Source organism: Ammoniphilus sp. YIM 78166 (genome assembly GCF_004522215.1).
GTDB lineage: Bacteria > Bacillota > Bacilli > Aneurinibacillales > RAOX-1 > YIM-78166.
On record NZ_SDLR01000002.1, the window covers coordinates 744,070 to 759,754 of the forward strand.

General features: G+C 44.2%; 14 protein-coding genes. All 14 read left to right on the top strand.

The features are described 5' to 3' along the window. Positions 1 to 9 precede the first annotated feature (9 nt). Positions 10 to 264 (top strand): YlmC/YmxH family sporulation protein, encoded by a 255-nt coding sequence (locus EIZ58_RS09875; RefSeq protein ID WP_134700426.1) that lies wholly within the window; start codon positions 10 to 12, stop codon positions 262 to 264. Between the two features lie 162 nt (positions 265 to 426). Next, on the top strand, positions 427 to 1,326 hold the full coding sequence (dpsA, locus tag EIZ58_RS09880; RefSeq protein ID WP_134700964.1) for a dipicolinate synthase subunit DpsA: 900 nt from the start codon (positions 427 to 429) through the stop codon (positions 1,324 to 1,326). Further along, a complete protein-coding gene (locus tag EIZ58_RS09885) occupies positions 1,320 to 1,922 on the top strand; it encodes a dipicolinate synthase subunit B (protein ID WP_370297666.1) in 603 nt (200 codons plus the stop codon). The genes dpsA and EIZ58_RS09885 overlap by 7 nt, the downstream gene beginning before the upstream one ends. Before the next feature lie 50 nt (positions 1,923 to 1,972). Beyond that, a complete protein-coding gene (locus tag EIZ58_RS09890) occupies positions 1,973 to 3,016 on the top strand; it encodes an aspartate-semialdehyde dehydrogenase (protein WP_134700428.1) in 1,044 nt (347 codons plus the stop codon). Positions 3,017 to 3,074: 58 nt separating this feature from the next. Further along, entirely contained in the window at positions 3,075 to 4,301 is a 1,227-nt protein-coding gene (gene dapG / locus EIZ58_RS09895; RefSeq protein ID WP_134700429.1) for an aspartate kinase, read from the top strand. 21 nt (positions 4,302 to 4,322) lie between these two features. Next, the gene (dapA, locus tag EIZ58_RS09900) at positions 4,323 to 5,192 is read left to right on the top strand and encodes a 4-hydroxy-tetrahydrodipicolinate synthase (RefSeq protein ID WP_134700430.1); all 870 of its coding nucleotides are present in this window, start codon (positions 4,323 to 4,325) and stop codon (positions 5,190 to 5,192) included. Positions 5,193 to 5,520: 328 nt separating this feature from the next. Continuing rightward, on the top strand, positions 5,521 to 7,116 hold the full coding sequence (locus EIZ58_RS09905) for a ribonuclease J (RefSeq protein WP_483296325.1): 1,596 nt from the start codon (positions 5,521 to 5,523) through the stop codon (positions 7,114 to 7,116). A gap of 126 nt (positions 7,117 to 7,242) precedes the next feature. Next, positions 7,243 to 8,088 carry a ClpP family protease gene (locus EIZ58_RS09910; protein ID WP_240688999.1) on the top strand — a complete coding sequence of 282 codons (846 nt, stop codon included), beginning with the start codon at positions 7,243 to 7,245 and terminating at the stop codon, positions 8,086 to 8,088. A 14-nt stretch (positions 8,089 to 8,102) separates the two neighbouring features. Then, entirely contained in the window at positions 8,103 to 8,336 is a 234-nt protein-coding gene (locus tag EIZ58_RS09915) for a YlzJ-like family protein (RefSeq protein ID WP_134700432.1), read from the top strand. Positions 8,337 to 8,448: 112 nt separating this feature from the next. Beyond that, on the top strand, positions 8,449 to 10,860 hold the full coding sequence (locus EIZ58_RS09920; RefSeq protein WP_134700433.1) for a DNA translocase FtsK: 2,412 nt from the start codon (positions 8,449 to 8,451) through the stop codon (positions 10,858 to 10,860). 392 nt (positions 10,861 to 11,252) lie between these two features. Continuing rightward, positions 11,253 to 12,539, top strand: coding sequence for an EF-P 5-aminopentanol modification-associated protein YfmF (gene yfmF / locus EIZ58_RS09925; RefSeq protein WP_370297646.1), 1,287 nt, complete (start codon positions 11,253 to 11,255; stop codon positions 12,537 to 12,539). Next, positions 12,536 to 13,828: an EF-P 5-aminopentanol modification-associated protein YfmH gene (gene yfmH / locus EIZ58_RS09930; RefSeq protein WP_134700435.1), complete on the top strand. Its 1,293-nt coding sequence runs from the start codon at positions 12,536 to 12,538 to the stop codon at positions 13,826 to 13,828. The genes yfmF and yfmH overlap by 4 nt, the downstream gene beginning before the upstream one ends. 69 nt (positions 13,829 to 13,897) lie before the next feature. Then, positions 13,898 to 14,626 carry an elongation factor P 5-aminopentanone reductase gene (gene ymfI, locus EIZ58_RS09935; RefSeq protein ID WP_134700436.1) on the top strand — a complete coding sequence of 243 codons (729 nt, stop codon included), beginning with the start codon at positions 13,898 to 13,900 and terminating at the stop codon, positions 14,624 to 14,626. A gap of 277 nt (positions 14,627 to 14,903) precedes the next feature. Continuing rightward, entirely contained in the window at positions 14,904 to 15,677 is a 774-nt protein-coding gene (locus tag EIZ58_RS09940) for a DUF3388 domain-containing protein (RefSeq protein ID WP_134700437.1), read from the top strand. Positions 15,678 to 15,685 lie beyond the last annotated feature (8 nt).

Below are 15,685 nucleotides of genomic sequence, written 5' to 3' on the forward strand. Positions count from 1 at the left end.
GTTAGCGCCATGAGGTATAGTGATTTTAGCGGCAAGGAAGTGATCGATTTGGAGAATGGGGAACGAATGGGACCATTAGGCCAATCGGATCTGGTTATTCATCCGGAGACGGGACAGATTGATTCCATTATTCTGCCAGGAACATCCTTGTTCGGTTGGGGAAAGAAAAAAAATGATGTGATGATTCCGTGGGATGCTATCCGGAAAGTGGGTCCAGAAATGATTATTGTAGAGTTAAGGGAGAGAGGAAAGACGAGGTCCTAAACAAATACTTGGGTGTAACGCTTCGATGGGCGGTCACATACGATGAGGGTAGAACGCAACGAATTCCGGCAAACCAAAACTCAAGTTTTAGGTTTCAATTTGTTTTCCACTTTTAATGTACACTTCATTGTAGTAAACTGTTTGAAAGGGGTTATCAGCTTTATGCTCACTGGGATTCACGCTACCTTCATCGGAGGAGATGCTCGCCAACTTGAGGTCATCAAAAAATTCATCGAGCTGGACGCATCGGTAACCCTCATCGGTTTTGATAATTTAGAAAGCAATTTTACAGGAGCAACGAAAAAAGATCTTTCTGTAGATGTCTTACAAGAGACGGACGCATTAATTCTCCCCATAGTAGGAACAGATGATGAAGGCTTTGTTGAGAGCATCTTCTGTTCGAAGTCGATTCAATTGTCTGATAAGCATTTTGAAGCAATGAATAAGAAAATAGCGATCTACACGGGGATGGCTAAAGCTTATTTAAGGGATCGTTGTAAGGCTCATAGCCTTAACTTAACTGAGATACTAGACCGAGATGATGTAGCTATATATAACTCGATTCCGACGGTCGAGGGTGCCTTGATGATGGCTATCCAGAATACGGATATTACAATCCATGGCTCCACGTGCATCGTGTTAGGTCTTGGAAGAGTAGGCATTTCTATGGCACGCGCTCTTCATGCCCTTGGTGCACATGTAAGAGTAGGAGCAAGGAAGCCGGAGCACCTAGCTAGAATCTATGAGATGGGATTATCACCGTTTGAGCTCAAAGATCTTGCCGAACAGGTCGATGATGTAGATATCGTTTACAACACGATTCCTAAGATGGTGGTCACAGCTCAGATCATTGCTCAGATGCCACAACATGCCTTGATTATTGATCTAGCGTCAAAGCCTGGTGGAACAGACTTTCGTTATGCTGAAAAGCGAGGAATCAAAGCCCTATTAGCACCTGGTTTGCCTGGAATTGTTGCGCCGAAGACAGCAGGCCAGATCATAGCTAAGACCTTGTCAAGGCTTGTTTCTGAACAAATGGCAGACCGGGAGGGAACATCATGAAATTAACTGGAAAAACCATTGGATTTGGCGTGACGGGGTCCCATTGCACGTTGGAAGAGATTATGCCGCAAATCAAGCGCTTAGTGGATGAAGGAGCCAATGTTATTCCTATCATTACACATACGGTAGCCACAACAGATACCTATTTCGGGAATGCGGTGGATTGGAAGAAGCAGTTAAGAGACATTACAGGCAATGAAATTGTAGCAACCATTGTAGATGCCGAACCACTTGGCCCTAAGCGTCCCTTGGACGTCATGGTGATCGCCCCGATGACGGGCGGCTCAACCAGCAAATTGGCGAATGCCCTAACGGACAGTCCCGTACTCATGGCGGCTAAGGCAACCATGCGCAACCACCGTCCTGTGGTGCTTGCGATTTCTACTAATGATGGCTTAGGATTAAATATGGCAAATATTGCAAAGCTGATGGCAGCGAAGGATATCTATTTTGTTCCTTTTGGCCAGGATGCCCCTGAAAAAAAGCCTAAATCCTTAGTCGCACGAATGGAATTGATTAAGGAAACTTGCGAGATGGCGCTTGAAGGTAAACAACTTCAGCCGGTAATCGTTGAAAAATTTAGATATATGGACTAGTATAAACATTAAACATGTAATCATAAACAAAGGATAAGGGAGAGAACACAATGACTAATCAAAGAACCTATAATGTAGCAGTAGTCGGAGCAACAGGAGCTGTAGGTACACAAATCCTGCGTTTGCTAGAAGAACGCAATTTTCCAGTGAATCAGCTAAAGCTTCTCTCCTCCGCACGCTCTGCAGGTGCAAAATTAACCTTTAAAGGGCAGGAAGTCACCGTTCAGGAAGCTACACCAGAGAGCTTTGAAGGGGTTGACTTTGCCTTGTTCAGCGCCGGTGGCAGCGTAAGCAAGCTTTTAGCTAAGGAAGCCGTTCAGCGTGGAGCTGTAGTCATTGATAATACGAATGCTTTCCGTATGGCCCAAGACGTACCCCTGGTTGTTCCAGAGGTAAATATGGATAAGGCGTTTGAAAATCAAGGAATTATTGCGAATCCAAACTGCTCTACCATCCAAATGGTAGCCGCGTTAAACCCAATCAGAGAAAAGTTTGGCATTGATCGCATCATTGTATCCACCTATCAAGCTGTATCCGGAGCTGGTGCAAGAGCGATTAATGATCTAGTAAACCAAACCAAATCTGCACTTGCAGGAGAGGAAGTAAGAGGGGAAATTCTTCCTGTAGGGTCCCTTCCTAAAAAGCATCAAATGGCTTTCAATGTCGTTCCTCAAATCGATGTATTCCAAGATAACGGATTTACACTTGAAGAGATGAAAATGATCAACGAAACCAAAAAAATCTTCGGTGACGACACGGTAAAGGTATCCGCTACATGTGTCCGCGTTCCTGTTCTGAATGGACATTCCGAGTCTGTTTATGTAGAAACGAAAGAAGATTTTACGATAGAAGAAGTAAAAGAACTGTTGGCACAAGCTCCAGGTGTTACGCTTGTGGATGTTCCTGAGGAGCAAGGATACCCACTAGCCACCGACTCTACGGGAAAATTAGATGTATTTGTAGGACGGGTAAGAAAAGATGTCTCGGAGCCACGTGGATTGCACATGTGGATTGTGAGCGACAACCTTCTTAAAGGTGCTGCGTGGAATGCCGTTCAAATCGCTGAACAAATGATCTTAAAATCTGACGAATAGTAAGTTACCTTTAATTGGGTCCCTACTAAGCAATCATTTGCAAGGGAGCAATGAATGCATGAAAATACTAGTGCAAAAGTTTGGAGGTTCTTCCCTATCTTTACCTGAAGATAGGGAAGAAGCCATTAATCATATTTGTACAGCGCTTGACGAGGGATTCTCTGTTTGCGTGGTGGTATCGGCTATGGGAAGGAAAGGCCAACCCTATGCCACAGACACGCTTATTGATTTGATTCAACAGAATGGATCCACACTAGAGAAAAGAGAGTGGGATTTACTCCTGCATTGCGGTGAGATTATCTCAGCAGTAACCTTGGCAAGCATGCTCAATAGCCGGAATATCACGGCTACGGTACTTTCTGGAGGCCAAGCAGGAATCGTTACAGATGAGGAATTTAGCAATGCCCAGATCCAACAAATTAATCCAGAACGGATTCTAGACAAACTAAAGACCCATCAAGTTGTGGTCGTTACTGGTTTCCAGGGACGTACGCAAGATTGGGAAATTACCACACTAGGCAGAGGCGGCAGTGATACAACAGCCACTGCACTTGGCGTGGCCTTACAAGCCGAGTATGTGGATATCTTCACAGACGTAAGCGGGGTAATGACAGCTGATCCACGCATTGTGGAGGATGCTCAACAGCTGGATACCGTAACGTATACCGAAATTGCCAATATGGCTCACCAAGGAGCCAAAGTAATCCATCCGCGGGCGGTTGAGATGGCGATGCAGGGCAATGTGCCAATTCGAGTGCGCTCTACGTTTAGCTCAGATACAGGAACGCTTGTTACGAACCGTTCGGAGATGCAAAAGAATGGGGATCGAACAAAAGAACGCCTGATCACCGGGATTGCTCATATCTCGCACATAACTCAGATTAAAGTAATGGCCAAGGATGGACAGTATGATCTGCAACTAAGTGTATTTAAAGCGATGGCCGAGAATGGCATAAGCGTGGATTTCATTAATGTAAATCCCATCGGTGTGGCGTATACGGTGCGGGATGAGGTTGCGGAAAAAGCAACAAGGATTTTACAGGAAATGGGCTACGATCCTTTAACTACCCCCCACTGCGCCAAGGTATCCATTATAGGGGCAGGCATGGCAGGAGTTCCTGGAGTTATGGCAAAAATTGCAGAAGCACTTAACCAAGAAGACATCCAAATTTTACAATGTGCAGATTCCCATACCACCATATGGGTCCTAGTGAGAGAAGTGGACATGATTAAAGCAGTCCGTGCCCTCCACCGGAAATTTAATTTGCATAAACCAGGAGATTAGACACGAAGGGAGAGCCAGATCTTGACGGATTTTGGACGTTTACTAACAGCAATGGTCACACCTTTTAATGAACAGCTCGAGGTAGATTTCGAGAAAACTACACAATTGGTTGACCATCTTATTCAAACCGGGACAGAAACCCTTGTTGTGGCAGGAACAACAGGCGAATCCCCAACTTTAAGCAAAGAAGAAAAGATTGCCCTCTTTAAGCATGTGGTTCAACAAGCAAAAGGGAGAGCGAAGGTAATTGCCGGTACAGGAAGCAACAGTACCCAAGCATCGATCGAATTAACTAAAAAAGCGGAAGAAGCTGGAGTAGACGGTATTATGCTTGTTGTACCTTACTACAACAAGCCATCTCAGGAAGGGCTTTATCAACATTTTAAAGCCATTGCGGAATCTACGACGCTTCCCGTTATGCTATATAACATTCCAGGCCGCTCTGCGATCAACATGAATGTAGAAACCATCCTGCGATTAGCGCAAATTCCTAACATTACCTCAGTAAAAGAAGCAAGCGGAGATCTTTCTGCTGTTGCTGTGATCGCTGATAAATCCCCAGCGGACTTCCTTGTTTACACAGGCGATGATAAGCTTACTCTTCCTACATTAAGCGTTGGAGGTCATGGTGTGGTAAGTGTAGCAAGCCATGTGATCGGCAGCGAAATGAAGAGCATGATTGATGCCTTCATCAACGGTGAGGTAAAACAGGCAGCTGCTCTTCATCAAAGGTACTTGCCGATCTTTGAGGGACTTTTCATTACATCCAATCCGGTCCCAGTTAAGCACGCGCTTAACAAAAAGGGAATTGAAGTGGGTTCTGTGAGACTTCCATTAGTGCCAGCGAATCCACAGGAAGCACAATTTATCGAAAAATTACTGGAACAATAAGCAGCCATCTTGGCTGCTTTTTCTTTTTCAACAAATCATATTCTTTTATGTTGAGGGTTAAATTAAATTTAACTATTTACCATTCCTATGGAGACGGAATATCTTTCCTTAGATATATCATTGATGTATAATTATTTTAAATGACTCGTCCGGTGATATTGAACCTATGAAGGCTAACATCCTCTCTCGTGGCCGTTGACTACGGGGAATCTTCATATGCTAAAACTGAATACAGGAGTCAAGGCTAGGAGGTATACAGTTGGTGAAACAAGGCAACAAGGTATTGTCCATCTTTGCTTTGGGCGGCGTTGGCGAGATAGGCAAGAATATGTACGTGGTGCAATACGATGATGAAATGGTCGTCATAGATGCGGGGTTAAAGTTTCCTGAAGAAGAGATGCTAGGAATCGATATGGTTATACCTGACATTACATATCTTCAAGAGAATCGCGATAAAGTAAAAGGTATATTCCTGACTCACGGACATGAAGACCATATTGGCGGTTTGGCCTATGTGCTTAAACACCTTAATGTTCCGGTCTATGGAAGCAAGCTGACGCTCGGACTCGTGGAGCTAAAGCTAAAAGAAGCAGGTATTCTAAAAGATGCTTCTCTGATCCTAGTGGATGACCAGTCTGTCATTTCTTTAGAAACATTAAGCGTGAGTTTCTTTAAGACTACGCATAGCATACCGGATTCACTCGGCATTTGTGTCGATACACCTGAGGGAAAAGTGGTTCACACAGGTGACTTTAAGTTTGATCAGACCCCCGTTGACTATGAAGTAGCAGACCTTGCAGCCATGACGCGAATCGGAGCAGAGGGAGTGGTTGCACTCTTATCGGATAGTACCAACTCAGATAAGCCGGGTTTTACAGGATCTGAGCGAAAAGTGGGACAAGCTATTGATCGGATCTTTTACCAGGCGAAGGGACGAATTGTCGTGGCCACCTTTGCTTCTAACATCCATCGGATTCAACAGGTTTTAGACGCCGCCCAGCACTATGGGCGAAAGGTGGCTGTCATCGGCAGAAGCATGCAAAATGTGATGCAAGTCGCGTTGGATTTGGGCTATCTGCATGCCGCCGAGGGTATGCTCATTGATGTGGAAGATATTCATCGTTACGCGGCTGAGCAAGTAGCGATCCTGTCTACAGGCAGCCAAGGCGAACCGATGTCCGCCTTAACGAAAATGGCCCGCTCTGCCCATCGTAAAGTAGATATTCTCCCCGGAGATACGGTCTTGATTGCGGCTACTCCGATTCCTGGGAACGAGAGGCATGTCGGCAGGATTGTGGACCAGTTGTATCGTATTGGCGCTGACGTATACTATGGCCCGGAGGTTCATGTATCTGGTCATGGAAGTCAAGAAGAGCTCAAGCTCATGATCAATTTGCTCAAACCGAAGTACTTCATCCCAGTTCATGGAGCATTTCGTATGATGAGATCGCATGCGAAGCTCGCTGAACTCGTGGGTATTCCTCCCGATCATATCTTTTTGTTAGATAACGGAGATACCGTTGAGATCTCCGGTGGATTGGCGCGACTTGGCGGCAGGGTTCATGCTGGACAAGTACTTATTGATGGCTTAGGTGTGGGAGATGTCGGAAATATCGTCTTGCGAGACCGTAAACTATTGTCTCAGGATGGCATCCTAGTTGTCGTAGTCACTCTTTGTAAGCAAACGGGAGCGATTCTTTCTGGCCCTGATATTTTATCCAGAGGCTTCGTCTACGTAAGGGAATCTGAAGCACTCCTAGATGAAGCTAACAAGTTAGTGAGTCAAATCCTGTTAAGATGTATGGAAGAGAAGGTTAACGAATGGTCCTCGCTTAAGAATAGCGTGAGGGACGGTCTAAGCCGCTTCCTGTACGAGAAAACGAAGAGAAGACCAATGATCCTGCCTATTATTATGGAAGCCTAGTAAAGCATCGTGAGCCTGTATTCAGTAGCCTGAATACAGGCTTTTATCATTTCAGCACATGTTCTTCCTAATTCGGTTCATAATAATGGAGGAAGCTCCAAGTTTCGTTAATGATGGAGGGAATAGATGATGTCATATGATTGGAACAACTTTGTGCCTTATAGACCTATACAGACTCCTGGGCGACAACCGGGGTTTGTGAATCAGCCGTTTCAGCAGCAACCACCAAATCAAGACCCTGGCCAACAACCAAACCGGAATCCGGGCCAACCTCCACAGGCTAATGACGATAAAAAGAAAGGAATCCTAGAAACCATCCAGCAGTTAGGACAGACTAATGTTCCTACAAGCCCAGACAGCAATATTCATTGCTTAACCATCATTGGGCAAATTGAAGGACACATGCAGCTACCGCCCCAAAACAAAACGACGAAGTATGAACATATCATCCCTCAATTGGTGGCGATCGAACAGAATCCTAAAATTGAGGGACTACTCATTGTATTAAACACCGTCGGAGGAGATGTGGAGGCGGGGCTAGCGATCGCAGAAATGATTTCATCTTTATCAAAACCGACGGTTTCCCTCGTATTAGGCGGGGGGCATAGCATTGGGGTTCCTATTGCAGTTTCAGCCGATTACTCTTTTATAGCTCCTTCCGCGACGATGATTGTGCATCCTGTCCGATTAACGGGTCTGGTGATCAATGTGGTCGAGTCCTTTGAGTATTTAGAGAAAATGCAGGATCGTGTCGTCCGTTTTGTTGTCGAGCATTCGCGAATTGAACAGGAAAAATTCCGTGAACTCATGTTAAAAGTGGGGGAACTTACACGAGATGTTGGAACCAATGTGGTGGGCACGACAGCTGTGGAGGTAGGGCTGATTAATGAGGTCGGCGGGATTGCCCAGGCAATGAAGAAGCTAAATGAACTCATACAGCAGAAAAAAGAACAGGGTCACATGCTCCAATAAAAGGTGGAATGAACATGATTATTTATTCGGTCATGCCAATGGAAATGATTATGAGGAACGTAGACCATACGGAGTACCAATATCAAGAAACAGAAATTGATGGCGTAAAAATGCTGGTAGAGCCAGTGCCTCATTCAACAGAAGTCAAGATCGTCCGATTAATGAGTCCAGACCCGCAGGATTATTTAAATCCTCGCTACATGCCAGGACAAACCATCTATTTTCGCCCGGAGGCTCGGCTATCCTAGCTGGTTAAAAGGAACTATTATCCAAGTTGGAATTTATGCTATACTAATAGTAATAAATGGGCAGCCCCCCTCATGGCTGCCTTTCCTTTTTCCAAGAGAGGTGGAGCAAATTATGGCATCAAGTAAAAGCAAAAAAACAAAAAAAGAGCATTCACCTAGATTTCCGCTGAAAGCAACTCTTGTTTTTGAATTATATGGGCTCATTCTGCTAGCGGTTTTTCTTATTACCTTGTCTAAGTTTGGATGGTTTGGAGAAACCTTTTCGTGGATTTTTCGTTTTCTGGCGGGGACATGGGACTTTATTATTCCCTTGATTGGGATTTATTGTGCAGGCTATATCATGGTTCGAAGACAGTGGCCTATTCTCTTTACCCCACGGTGGATCGGATTGTTTATCATGTTTTCTGCTATTTTGTTGTTTGATCATATTTTCTTCTTTGATCAATTATCCGCCCAAGGCAAGTTTACCGACCAAAGCATTCTAAGGGTTTCTTGGGATTCGATCCTCCAGGAGAAGGCTCAAATTGAAAAAGGACAAGTGTCAACGACCGATATCGGGGGCGGCATGATTGGGGCTATGGGACTAGCCATTAATTATTATCTGTTTGCCCGAACTGGAACGATGATTATCGCCATTTTCTCTTTTCTCATTGGATTAATGCTTCTGTTCCAAATTTCGTATGTTACCTTATTCTCCAAAATGAGAGATATGATGGCTTCCGCTGGCCGCTCAGTCGCTGACAAAGGGAGAGAAGCGGTTCATCTTATGCTAGAGAAAAAAGAAAAGGAGCCTGCTCTTGAGGATTCACCCAAAAAGTCAACACGGACGATTGGGGATTTTCAAGATGTGGACTTAACTTTTTCGAAGTCAACGGAAGTACCAGCAGATAAAGCCTATGACCCTCCTGTTATTCATGACTTTGTAGAAACTGCCTATAAGCAGGAAGAAATGGATCTGGGCATAGAGCCTGCGCTTGGTGTACCTTCTATTCCACCATCGCAAGCAGCCGCACCAAAAGCGAAAAGCACCGAGCTTGATTTAGACTTGAAGGATATCGAATTCATTAGTACAGAAGATGCAAGTGGAGTCATTGTGGAAGAGCCCGTCCTTCACTATGAGATTCCTAGCTTATCCCTTCTAGCTAGGCCTAAGGTGGCCAAACAGCAAGGCAAAGAATACCGGGACATGCAGTCTAACGCGCGCAAGCTAGAGCAGACGCTGGAGAGTTTTGGAGTCAATGCAAGAGTCATGCAGATCCATCGAGGGCCAACCGTAACGCGCTATGAGATTCAACCGGCTGTTGGCGTAAAGGTGAGCAAAATTGTCAATCTTGCCGATGATATTGCCTTAGCTCTAGCGGCAAAAGATATTCGAATTGAAGCTCCTATACCCGGAAAGTCTGCGGTAGGAATTGAAGTGCCTAATGCGGAAGTGGCAATTGTAACCCTACGAGAAGTATTAGAGAGCGGTACGTATCAAGAGGCGGAAGCTAAATTAAATGTGGGGCTAGGGCGAGATATTTCTGGTGAGCCCATTGTGGCTAACCTCGCGAAGATGCCGCACTTGCTCGTGGCCGGTGCTACAGGAAGCGGGAAGAGTGTGTGCATCAATGGGATTATTACTAGCCTTCTTTTTAAAGCGAAGCCGCATGAGGTGAAGCTGATGATGATTGACCCTAAGATGGTAGAGCTTAATATGTATAATGGGATTCCCCACCTTCTGGCTCCTGTCGTAACGGATGCAAAACGAGCTTCTATGGCCCTGAAAAAAGTGGTAGTAGAGATGGAAAAGAGGTATGAGCTGTTCGCGAAGAGCGGCACCAGGAATATCGATTTATATAATCAATCTGTCATTCAATCAGGCACCGGCAAGCCTCTGCCATTTATTGTGGTTATTGTAGATGAGTTGGCAGACCTCATGATGGTTGCTGCAGGGGATGTTGAGGATGCCATCTGTCGTTTGGCTCAGATGGCAAGGGCTGCAGGGATTCATTTGATTATCGCAACCCAGAGACCTTCTGTCGATGTTATTACGGGAGTAATCAAAGCCAACATCCCATCCAGAATCGCCTTTGGGGTATCCTCGATGACCGATTCACGGACCATTTTAGATATGGGTGGCGCAGAGAAGCTTTTAGGGCGTGGAGATATGCTATATCTTCCGATGGGCGCCTCGAAGCCTATTCGAGTACAAGGAGCTTTTGTTTCAGACGAAGAGGTTGAAGCTGTTGTGGAATTTGTTAAGGAACAGCAGACAGCACGTTATCACTCCGAAATGATCCCTTCTGAACCGGAACAGGTAACCGAAACGGTACCAGAAGACGATTTGTATGAAGAAGCCGTCAGATTGGTGATTGATGCGCAAACCGCATCGGCCTCCTTGCTCCAACGCAGATTTAGAATTGGGTACACGCGAGCAGCAAGGCTTGTAGACATGATGGAGGCAAATAAAGTGGTTGGTCCGTTTGAGGGGAGTAAACCGCGTGAAGTTCTCATCAAGAAAACGGATTCCCAAATATCCTAATATGTTTTGAAGGAATAGATGAGCGTCTATTCCTTTTTTTCTTTTTTAGGGTATAAAACCCTCTCTTTTCCCAAAAATAAGAATTGAAAACCTTAAAAGGATGTGTAAAAGAGATGTGGTCTTGCCCCTATTGCGGAAATCACAGCGGAGTTAAGTTTAGGGACCGTAATTTAAAAGGAATGCTTTGTATGCACCCGGATTGCGGTCGCTTTGAGGAGATGGATGACCAAACCTTTGGAGGAGTGGATCAATCAGAGGAAGAGGCTTGGAGTTTTGCTTGAATAAGCAGGACTCTTTTTTCTATCTTGAGACTTATTGCACATTAAAGGTTAAACAATCAAGCTTAATGGCGTATAATGGAAATAATACACTCTAAAAGGAGAGGGTTCGTTTTGGGTCAGCTTTTGATAAACAGCGCCTCGATCAATCACATGAATCTTCATGTACTAGCAACCGATAAGTTTAAAACAACCACCATCATTGTTCAGATGGAGCAGGATTTACAGGAGGAAACGGTAACCAAAACGGCTTTAGTCCCCTATGTGCTGAAGCGTGGAAGTGCTAAATATCCTACGACGCAACAGCTACGTCAATATTTGGATAGTTTGTTTGGGGCTGTATTCCATACGGATGTGATCAAAAAAGGTGAAAAACAAATTATTCAGCTACAAATTGAGCTAGCTAACGAAAAATACCTTTCAGATGCAGAGCCCCTGCTGAGCAAAGGCATAGAATTCTTAGGTGAAGTGATGACTCGCCCTCTTGTCGAGAACGGAGGATTTTCGCCTGCGTTTGTAAAGTCTGAAGCTGAGCTCCTGAAAAATAAAATATCAGGATTGGTAGATGACAAAATTAAATATGCCAATCAACGAGTCACAGAGGAAATGTGCAAGGATGAACCCTATCGTCTTCTTTCCTACGGAAATCTAGAGGAGCTTGATCAAGTAGATCCTGTGGAGCTTTATACATACTACATGCAACTGCTTTCTGAGAATCCGATTGATATCTACGTTGTTGGAGATGTAGAGCAAGAGCAGGTGCAAGCTGAGATCACCAAGCATTTTACCCATGATCGAGAGCAAACCAAGGAACTGGTATTCAATCCAGTTCAGAAGAAAAATGTAGAAGAACGCACCGTGATCGAGCATATGGAAGTAGGCCAAGGAAAACTCAACATAGGCTGCCGGACCCATACGACACTAGTCGATGACGATTATGAAGCTCTTCTGATGTACAATGGGATTCTAGGCGGATTTCCTCACTCGAAGCTCTTTGTGAATGTTAGAGAAAAGGCCAGTCTTGCGTATTATGCTGTTTCTCGACTGGAGAGTCAGAAGGGGATTCTCATGCTGATGTCCGGAGTTGAGATAGAGAAATACGAGCAAGCCGTCAGCATTATGAAAGAGCAGCTTCAGCAGCTTAAAGACGGAATCATCAGTGAGCAAGAAATGTCACAAACCAAAGCCACCTTAAAAAATCAACTCCTGGAAATCCAAGACAATGCACGTACCATGGTTGACTTCTTATATAACGGAAGATTGAGCGGACGAGTAAAGTCTTTAGAGGAGATGTTAGAGGGAATTGAGAAGGTAACAAAGGAAGACATTATCCAGATTGCAAACAAAATCGAAATTGACACCATTTATTTCTTAAGAGATAAGGAGGGGACTCAAGGATGAGAGAAATCGGATATGATCAACTAAAGGAAACGCTTTACCATGAACAGCTAGAGAATGGGTTGGATGTATACATCCTGCCGAAGCATGGTTTTAGTAAAACCTACGCTACTTTTACCACCAAGTATGGTTCAATAGATAATCACTTTCAAGTTCCAGGAAAAGAGGTTGTGAAAGTTCCAGACGGTATTGCTCATTTCCTCGAGCATAAAATGTTCGAGGAAGAAGAGGGCGGCGATGTATTTAATAAGTTTGCCACCTATGGCGCATCGGCTAATGCCTTTACGAGTTTTGATCGTACGGCTTATCTATTTTCATCCACAGGTCACGTAGGCGAAAACCTGACCACCCTGTTAGATTTTGTCCAGAGTCCTTACTTTACCGACGAAAATGTGGAAAAGGAAAAAGGGATTATCGGGCAAGAAATTAAAATGTACGATGATAATGCCGATTGGAGAGTTTATTTCGGTCTAATTGATAATATGTATCATCAGCATCCGGTTCAAATTGATATTGCCGGAACGGTTCCCTCTATCTCTGAAATTACGAAAGAAATGCTTTATACCTGCTATGAAACCTTTTATCATCCGAGTAACATGTTATTATTCATTGTCGGGGCAGTGAAGCCTGAAGAAATTATGGCACTTGTTAGAGAAAACCAAAATAAGAAGTCCTACGTCCGCCAACCGGACATTCAGCGTTTTTTTGAAGAAGAGCCTAAGTCGGTGCAGAAGCGTCAAACAATCCGGGAAATGTCAGTAGCGATGCCTAAGGTCATGTTCGGCTATAAAGAAGGGGTAGTGGGGCTAACGGGGGATGAGCTTCTTAAAAGAGAAATGACAACCCAGCTGATGCTCGACATTCTACTTGGACAAAGCTCTGATCTTTACCAAAAGTTGTATGAACAGGGCTTGATCAATGATACGTTTGGAACGGATTATAGCGGAGAGACGCAATATGGCTTTTCTGTTATGGGAGGAGATTCACCAGACCCAGAAAAACTCGTTCAGTTAGTTACCGAGGGACTTGAAAAAGCCAAGACGGAAGGGATCAAGCAGGATGAATTTGAGTTGAATCGCAAAAAGAAGATCGGTTCGTTCTTACGCTCCTTGAATTCTATTGAATTTATTGCCAATTCCTTTACCAAATATAAATTTAACGAAACCGACTTGTTTCAAATTGTCCCGACTCTAGAACAAATTTCACTTGAAGATGTGAATCAAAGGCTTCAAGATCATATTCATGAAAGTCAATTGAGCATATCGATTGTCAAACCATTGCAAAAGCAGTAACTTAAGTAAAGGAAAGAGGGAATAGATCCCTCTTTTTCTCTTTGTATTGGAAAGAAGGGATTTATAAGGATGGAAAAATGGGCTTTTATCACTGGAGCAAGCGGGGGGATTGGATCAGCCATATCGCTGATGTTAGCGCAGAAAGGATACCATCTGTACCTCCATTACAGAAAAGGCCATGAGGAAATTGAAAAGATAAAGGTACGTTGCGAACAATATGGAATCCATGTCGTTTTAATTCAAGCAGACTTGACTGATCTAGATGAGCTTCAGAACATAGGAAGAACGATATCCAGGATGCCTGACGTACTGGTTAACAACGCTGGCCTGACGCACTATGGCTTATTTACGGAAACGCGGATAGAGGATGTAGAGCAGCTTTACCAAATTAATATTAGGGCTCCTTTCCTGCTCGCGCAGATGTTTACTCCTTCTATGGTGCGAAGGCAGTTCGGAAGAATTATCAATATTTCCTCTATATGGGGAATGACAGGAGCATCATGCGAGGTTCTGTATTCGATGACGAAAGGGGCTCTTCTTTCCTTCACCAAGGCACTGGCCAAGGAGTTGGCACCGAGTCAGGTTACTGTCAATGCTGTGGTACCTGGGGCGATTGAAGGCAAGCTTTTGCAGCGACAGTTTTCGTCTGAGGAACTAGGACTGATTACGGATGAAATTCCGATGGGGCGGCTAGGAAAACCTGAAGAAGTGGCTTCATTGGTCTGGTACCTCATCCAAGAAGATGCCGCTTACATCACAGGACAAGTCATTAGTCCAAATGGGGGCTGGTATACTTGAATAAACGGGGCTATATCTTCTCATATTAATTAGTGAGCAGGTTATTTCGCCTGCGGCCATTACTCAGGGAGGGACGTGTGTCCCATTAAAGTGTTCGTTTGGCCCCCGATAGGGGGTTTTTCTTTTTTTCTTCAACGAAAGGTTGAAATCTGTGCCGGAAAACAAATAAAATGGGGGATGTATGAAAAAAAATATGATATACTTTCCAAAAGAATCGTTTCCGCTATCCAGATTTTGTTTTTGCTACATGATTCATGGGAATTAGGGGGATAATAAGATGGAAAGCCAAGATTGGTATCTAGAATATGAGATTCATAAAAATAGACCGGGACTGTTGGGAGATATTGCGTCCATACTAGGTATGCTAACCATTAATATCATTACCATTAATGGTGTGGAAACGAAACGCAGAGGGATGCTTCTGCAAACGGATGATGAGAAGAAAATTGAGCTTCTTGGGAATATCCTTCGCAAGGTGGAGAATATTACCATTACAGCACTTCGTCCTCCGACCATCATGGATACGCTAGCTGTAAGACATGGAAGATATATTGAACGAGACATGAAGGATAAGAAGACGTTTCGCTTTACAAGAGACGAAATCGGGCTGTTGGTTGATTTTATGGCAGAAGTCTTCAAGAAAGAGGGACATCAGCTTATCGGAGTACGAGGGATGCCGCGAGTCGGCAAAACGGAATCCATGGTGGCTGCAAGTGTCTCTGCGAATAGAAGATGGATTTTTATATCGTCAACCCTTCTAAGACAGACCGTTCGCAATCAGCTGGCTAATGACGAGATTGTAGCGGAGAGTGTTTTTTTCATCGACGGCATTGTATCTACGATGCGCTCAACGGAAAAGCACCATTCTTTGATGAGGGAAGTCATGCACTTTCCAGCACCTAAAGTGATTGAGCACCCCGATATCTTTGTGAGGGAAACAGAGTATACCTTAGATGATTTCGATTATATCATCGAATTGCGAAGCTATCCGGAAGAAGAGATTACATATGAATTGGTCGAGTCAAATTTCACCGGATTTGACTTAACATAAGAATGTGG

Coding starts and splice junctions, on each gene's coding strand:
- ymfI (WP_134700436.1), top strand. CDS start 13,898: ATGGAAAAATGGGCTTTTATCACTGGAGCAAGCGGGGGGATTGGATCA.
- yfmH (WP_134700435.1), top strand. CDS start 12,536: ATGAGAGAAATCGGATATGATCAACTAAAGGAAACGCTTTACCATGAA.
- EIZ58_RS09905 (WP_483296325.1), top strand. CDS start 5,521: ATGTACGTGGTGCAATACGATGATGAAATGGTCGTCATAGATGCGGGG.
- EIZ58_RS09875 (WP_134700426.1), top strand. CDS start 10: ATGAGGTATAGTGATTTTAGCGGCAAGGAAGTGATCGATTTGGAGAAT.
- dpsA (WP_134700964.1), top strand. CDS start 427: ATGCTCACTGGGATTCACGCTACCTTCATCGGAGGAGATGCTCGCCAA.
- EIZ58_RS09890 (WP_134700428.1), top strand. CDS start 1,973: ATGACTAATCAAAGAACCTATAATGTAGCAGTAGTCGGAGCAACAGGA.
- EIZ58_RS09940 (WP_134700437.1), top strand. CDS start 14,904: ATGGAAAGCCAAGATTGGTATCTAGAATATGAGATTCATAAAAATAGA.
- EIZ58_RS09920 (WP_134700433.1), top strand. CDS start 8,449: ATGGCATCAAGTAAAAGCAAAAAAACAAAAAAAGAGCATTCACCTAGA.
- EIZ58_RS09915 (WP_134700432.1), top strand. CDS start 8,103: ATGATTATTTATTCGGTCATGCCAATGGAAATGATTATGAGGAACGTA.
- EIZ58_RS09910 (WP_240688999.1), top strand. CDS start 7,243: ATGATGTCATATGATTGGAACAACTTTGTGCCTTATAGACCTATACAG.
- dapG (WP_134700429.1), top strand. CDS start 3,075: ATGAAAATACTAGTGCAAAAGTTTGGAGGTTCTTCCCTATCTTTACCT.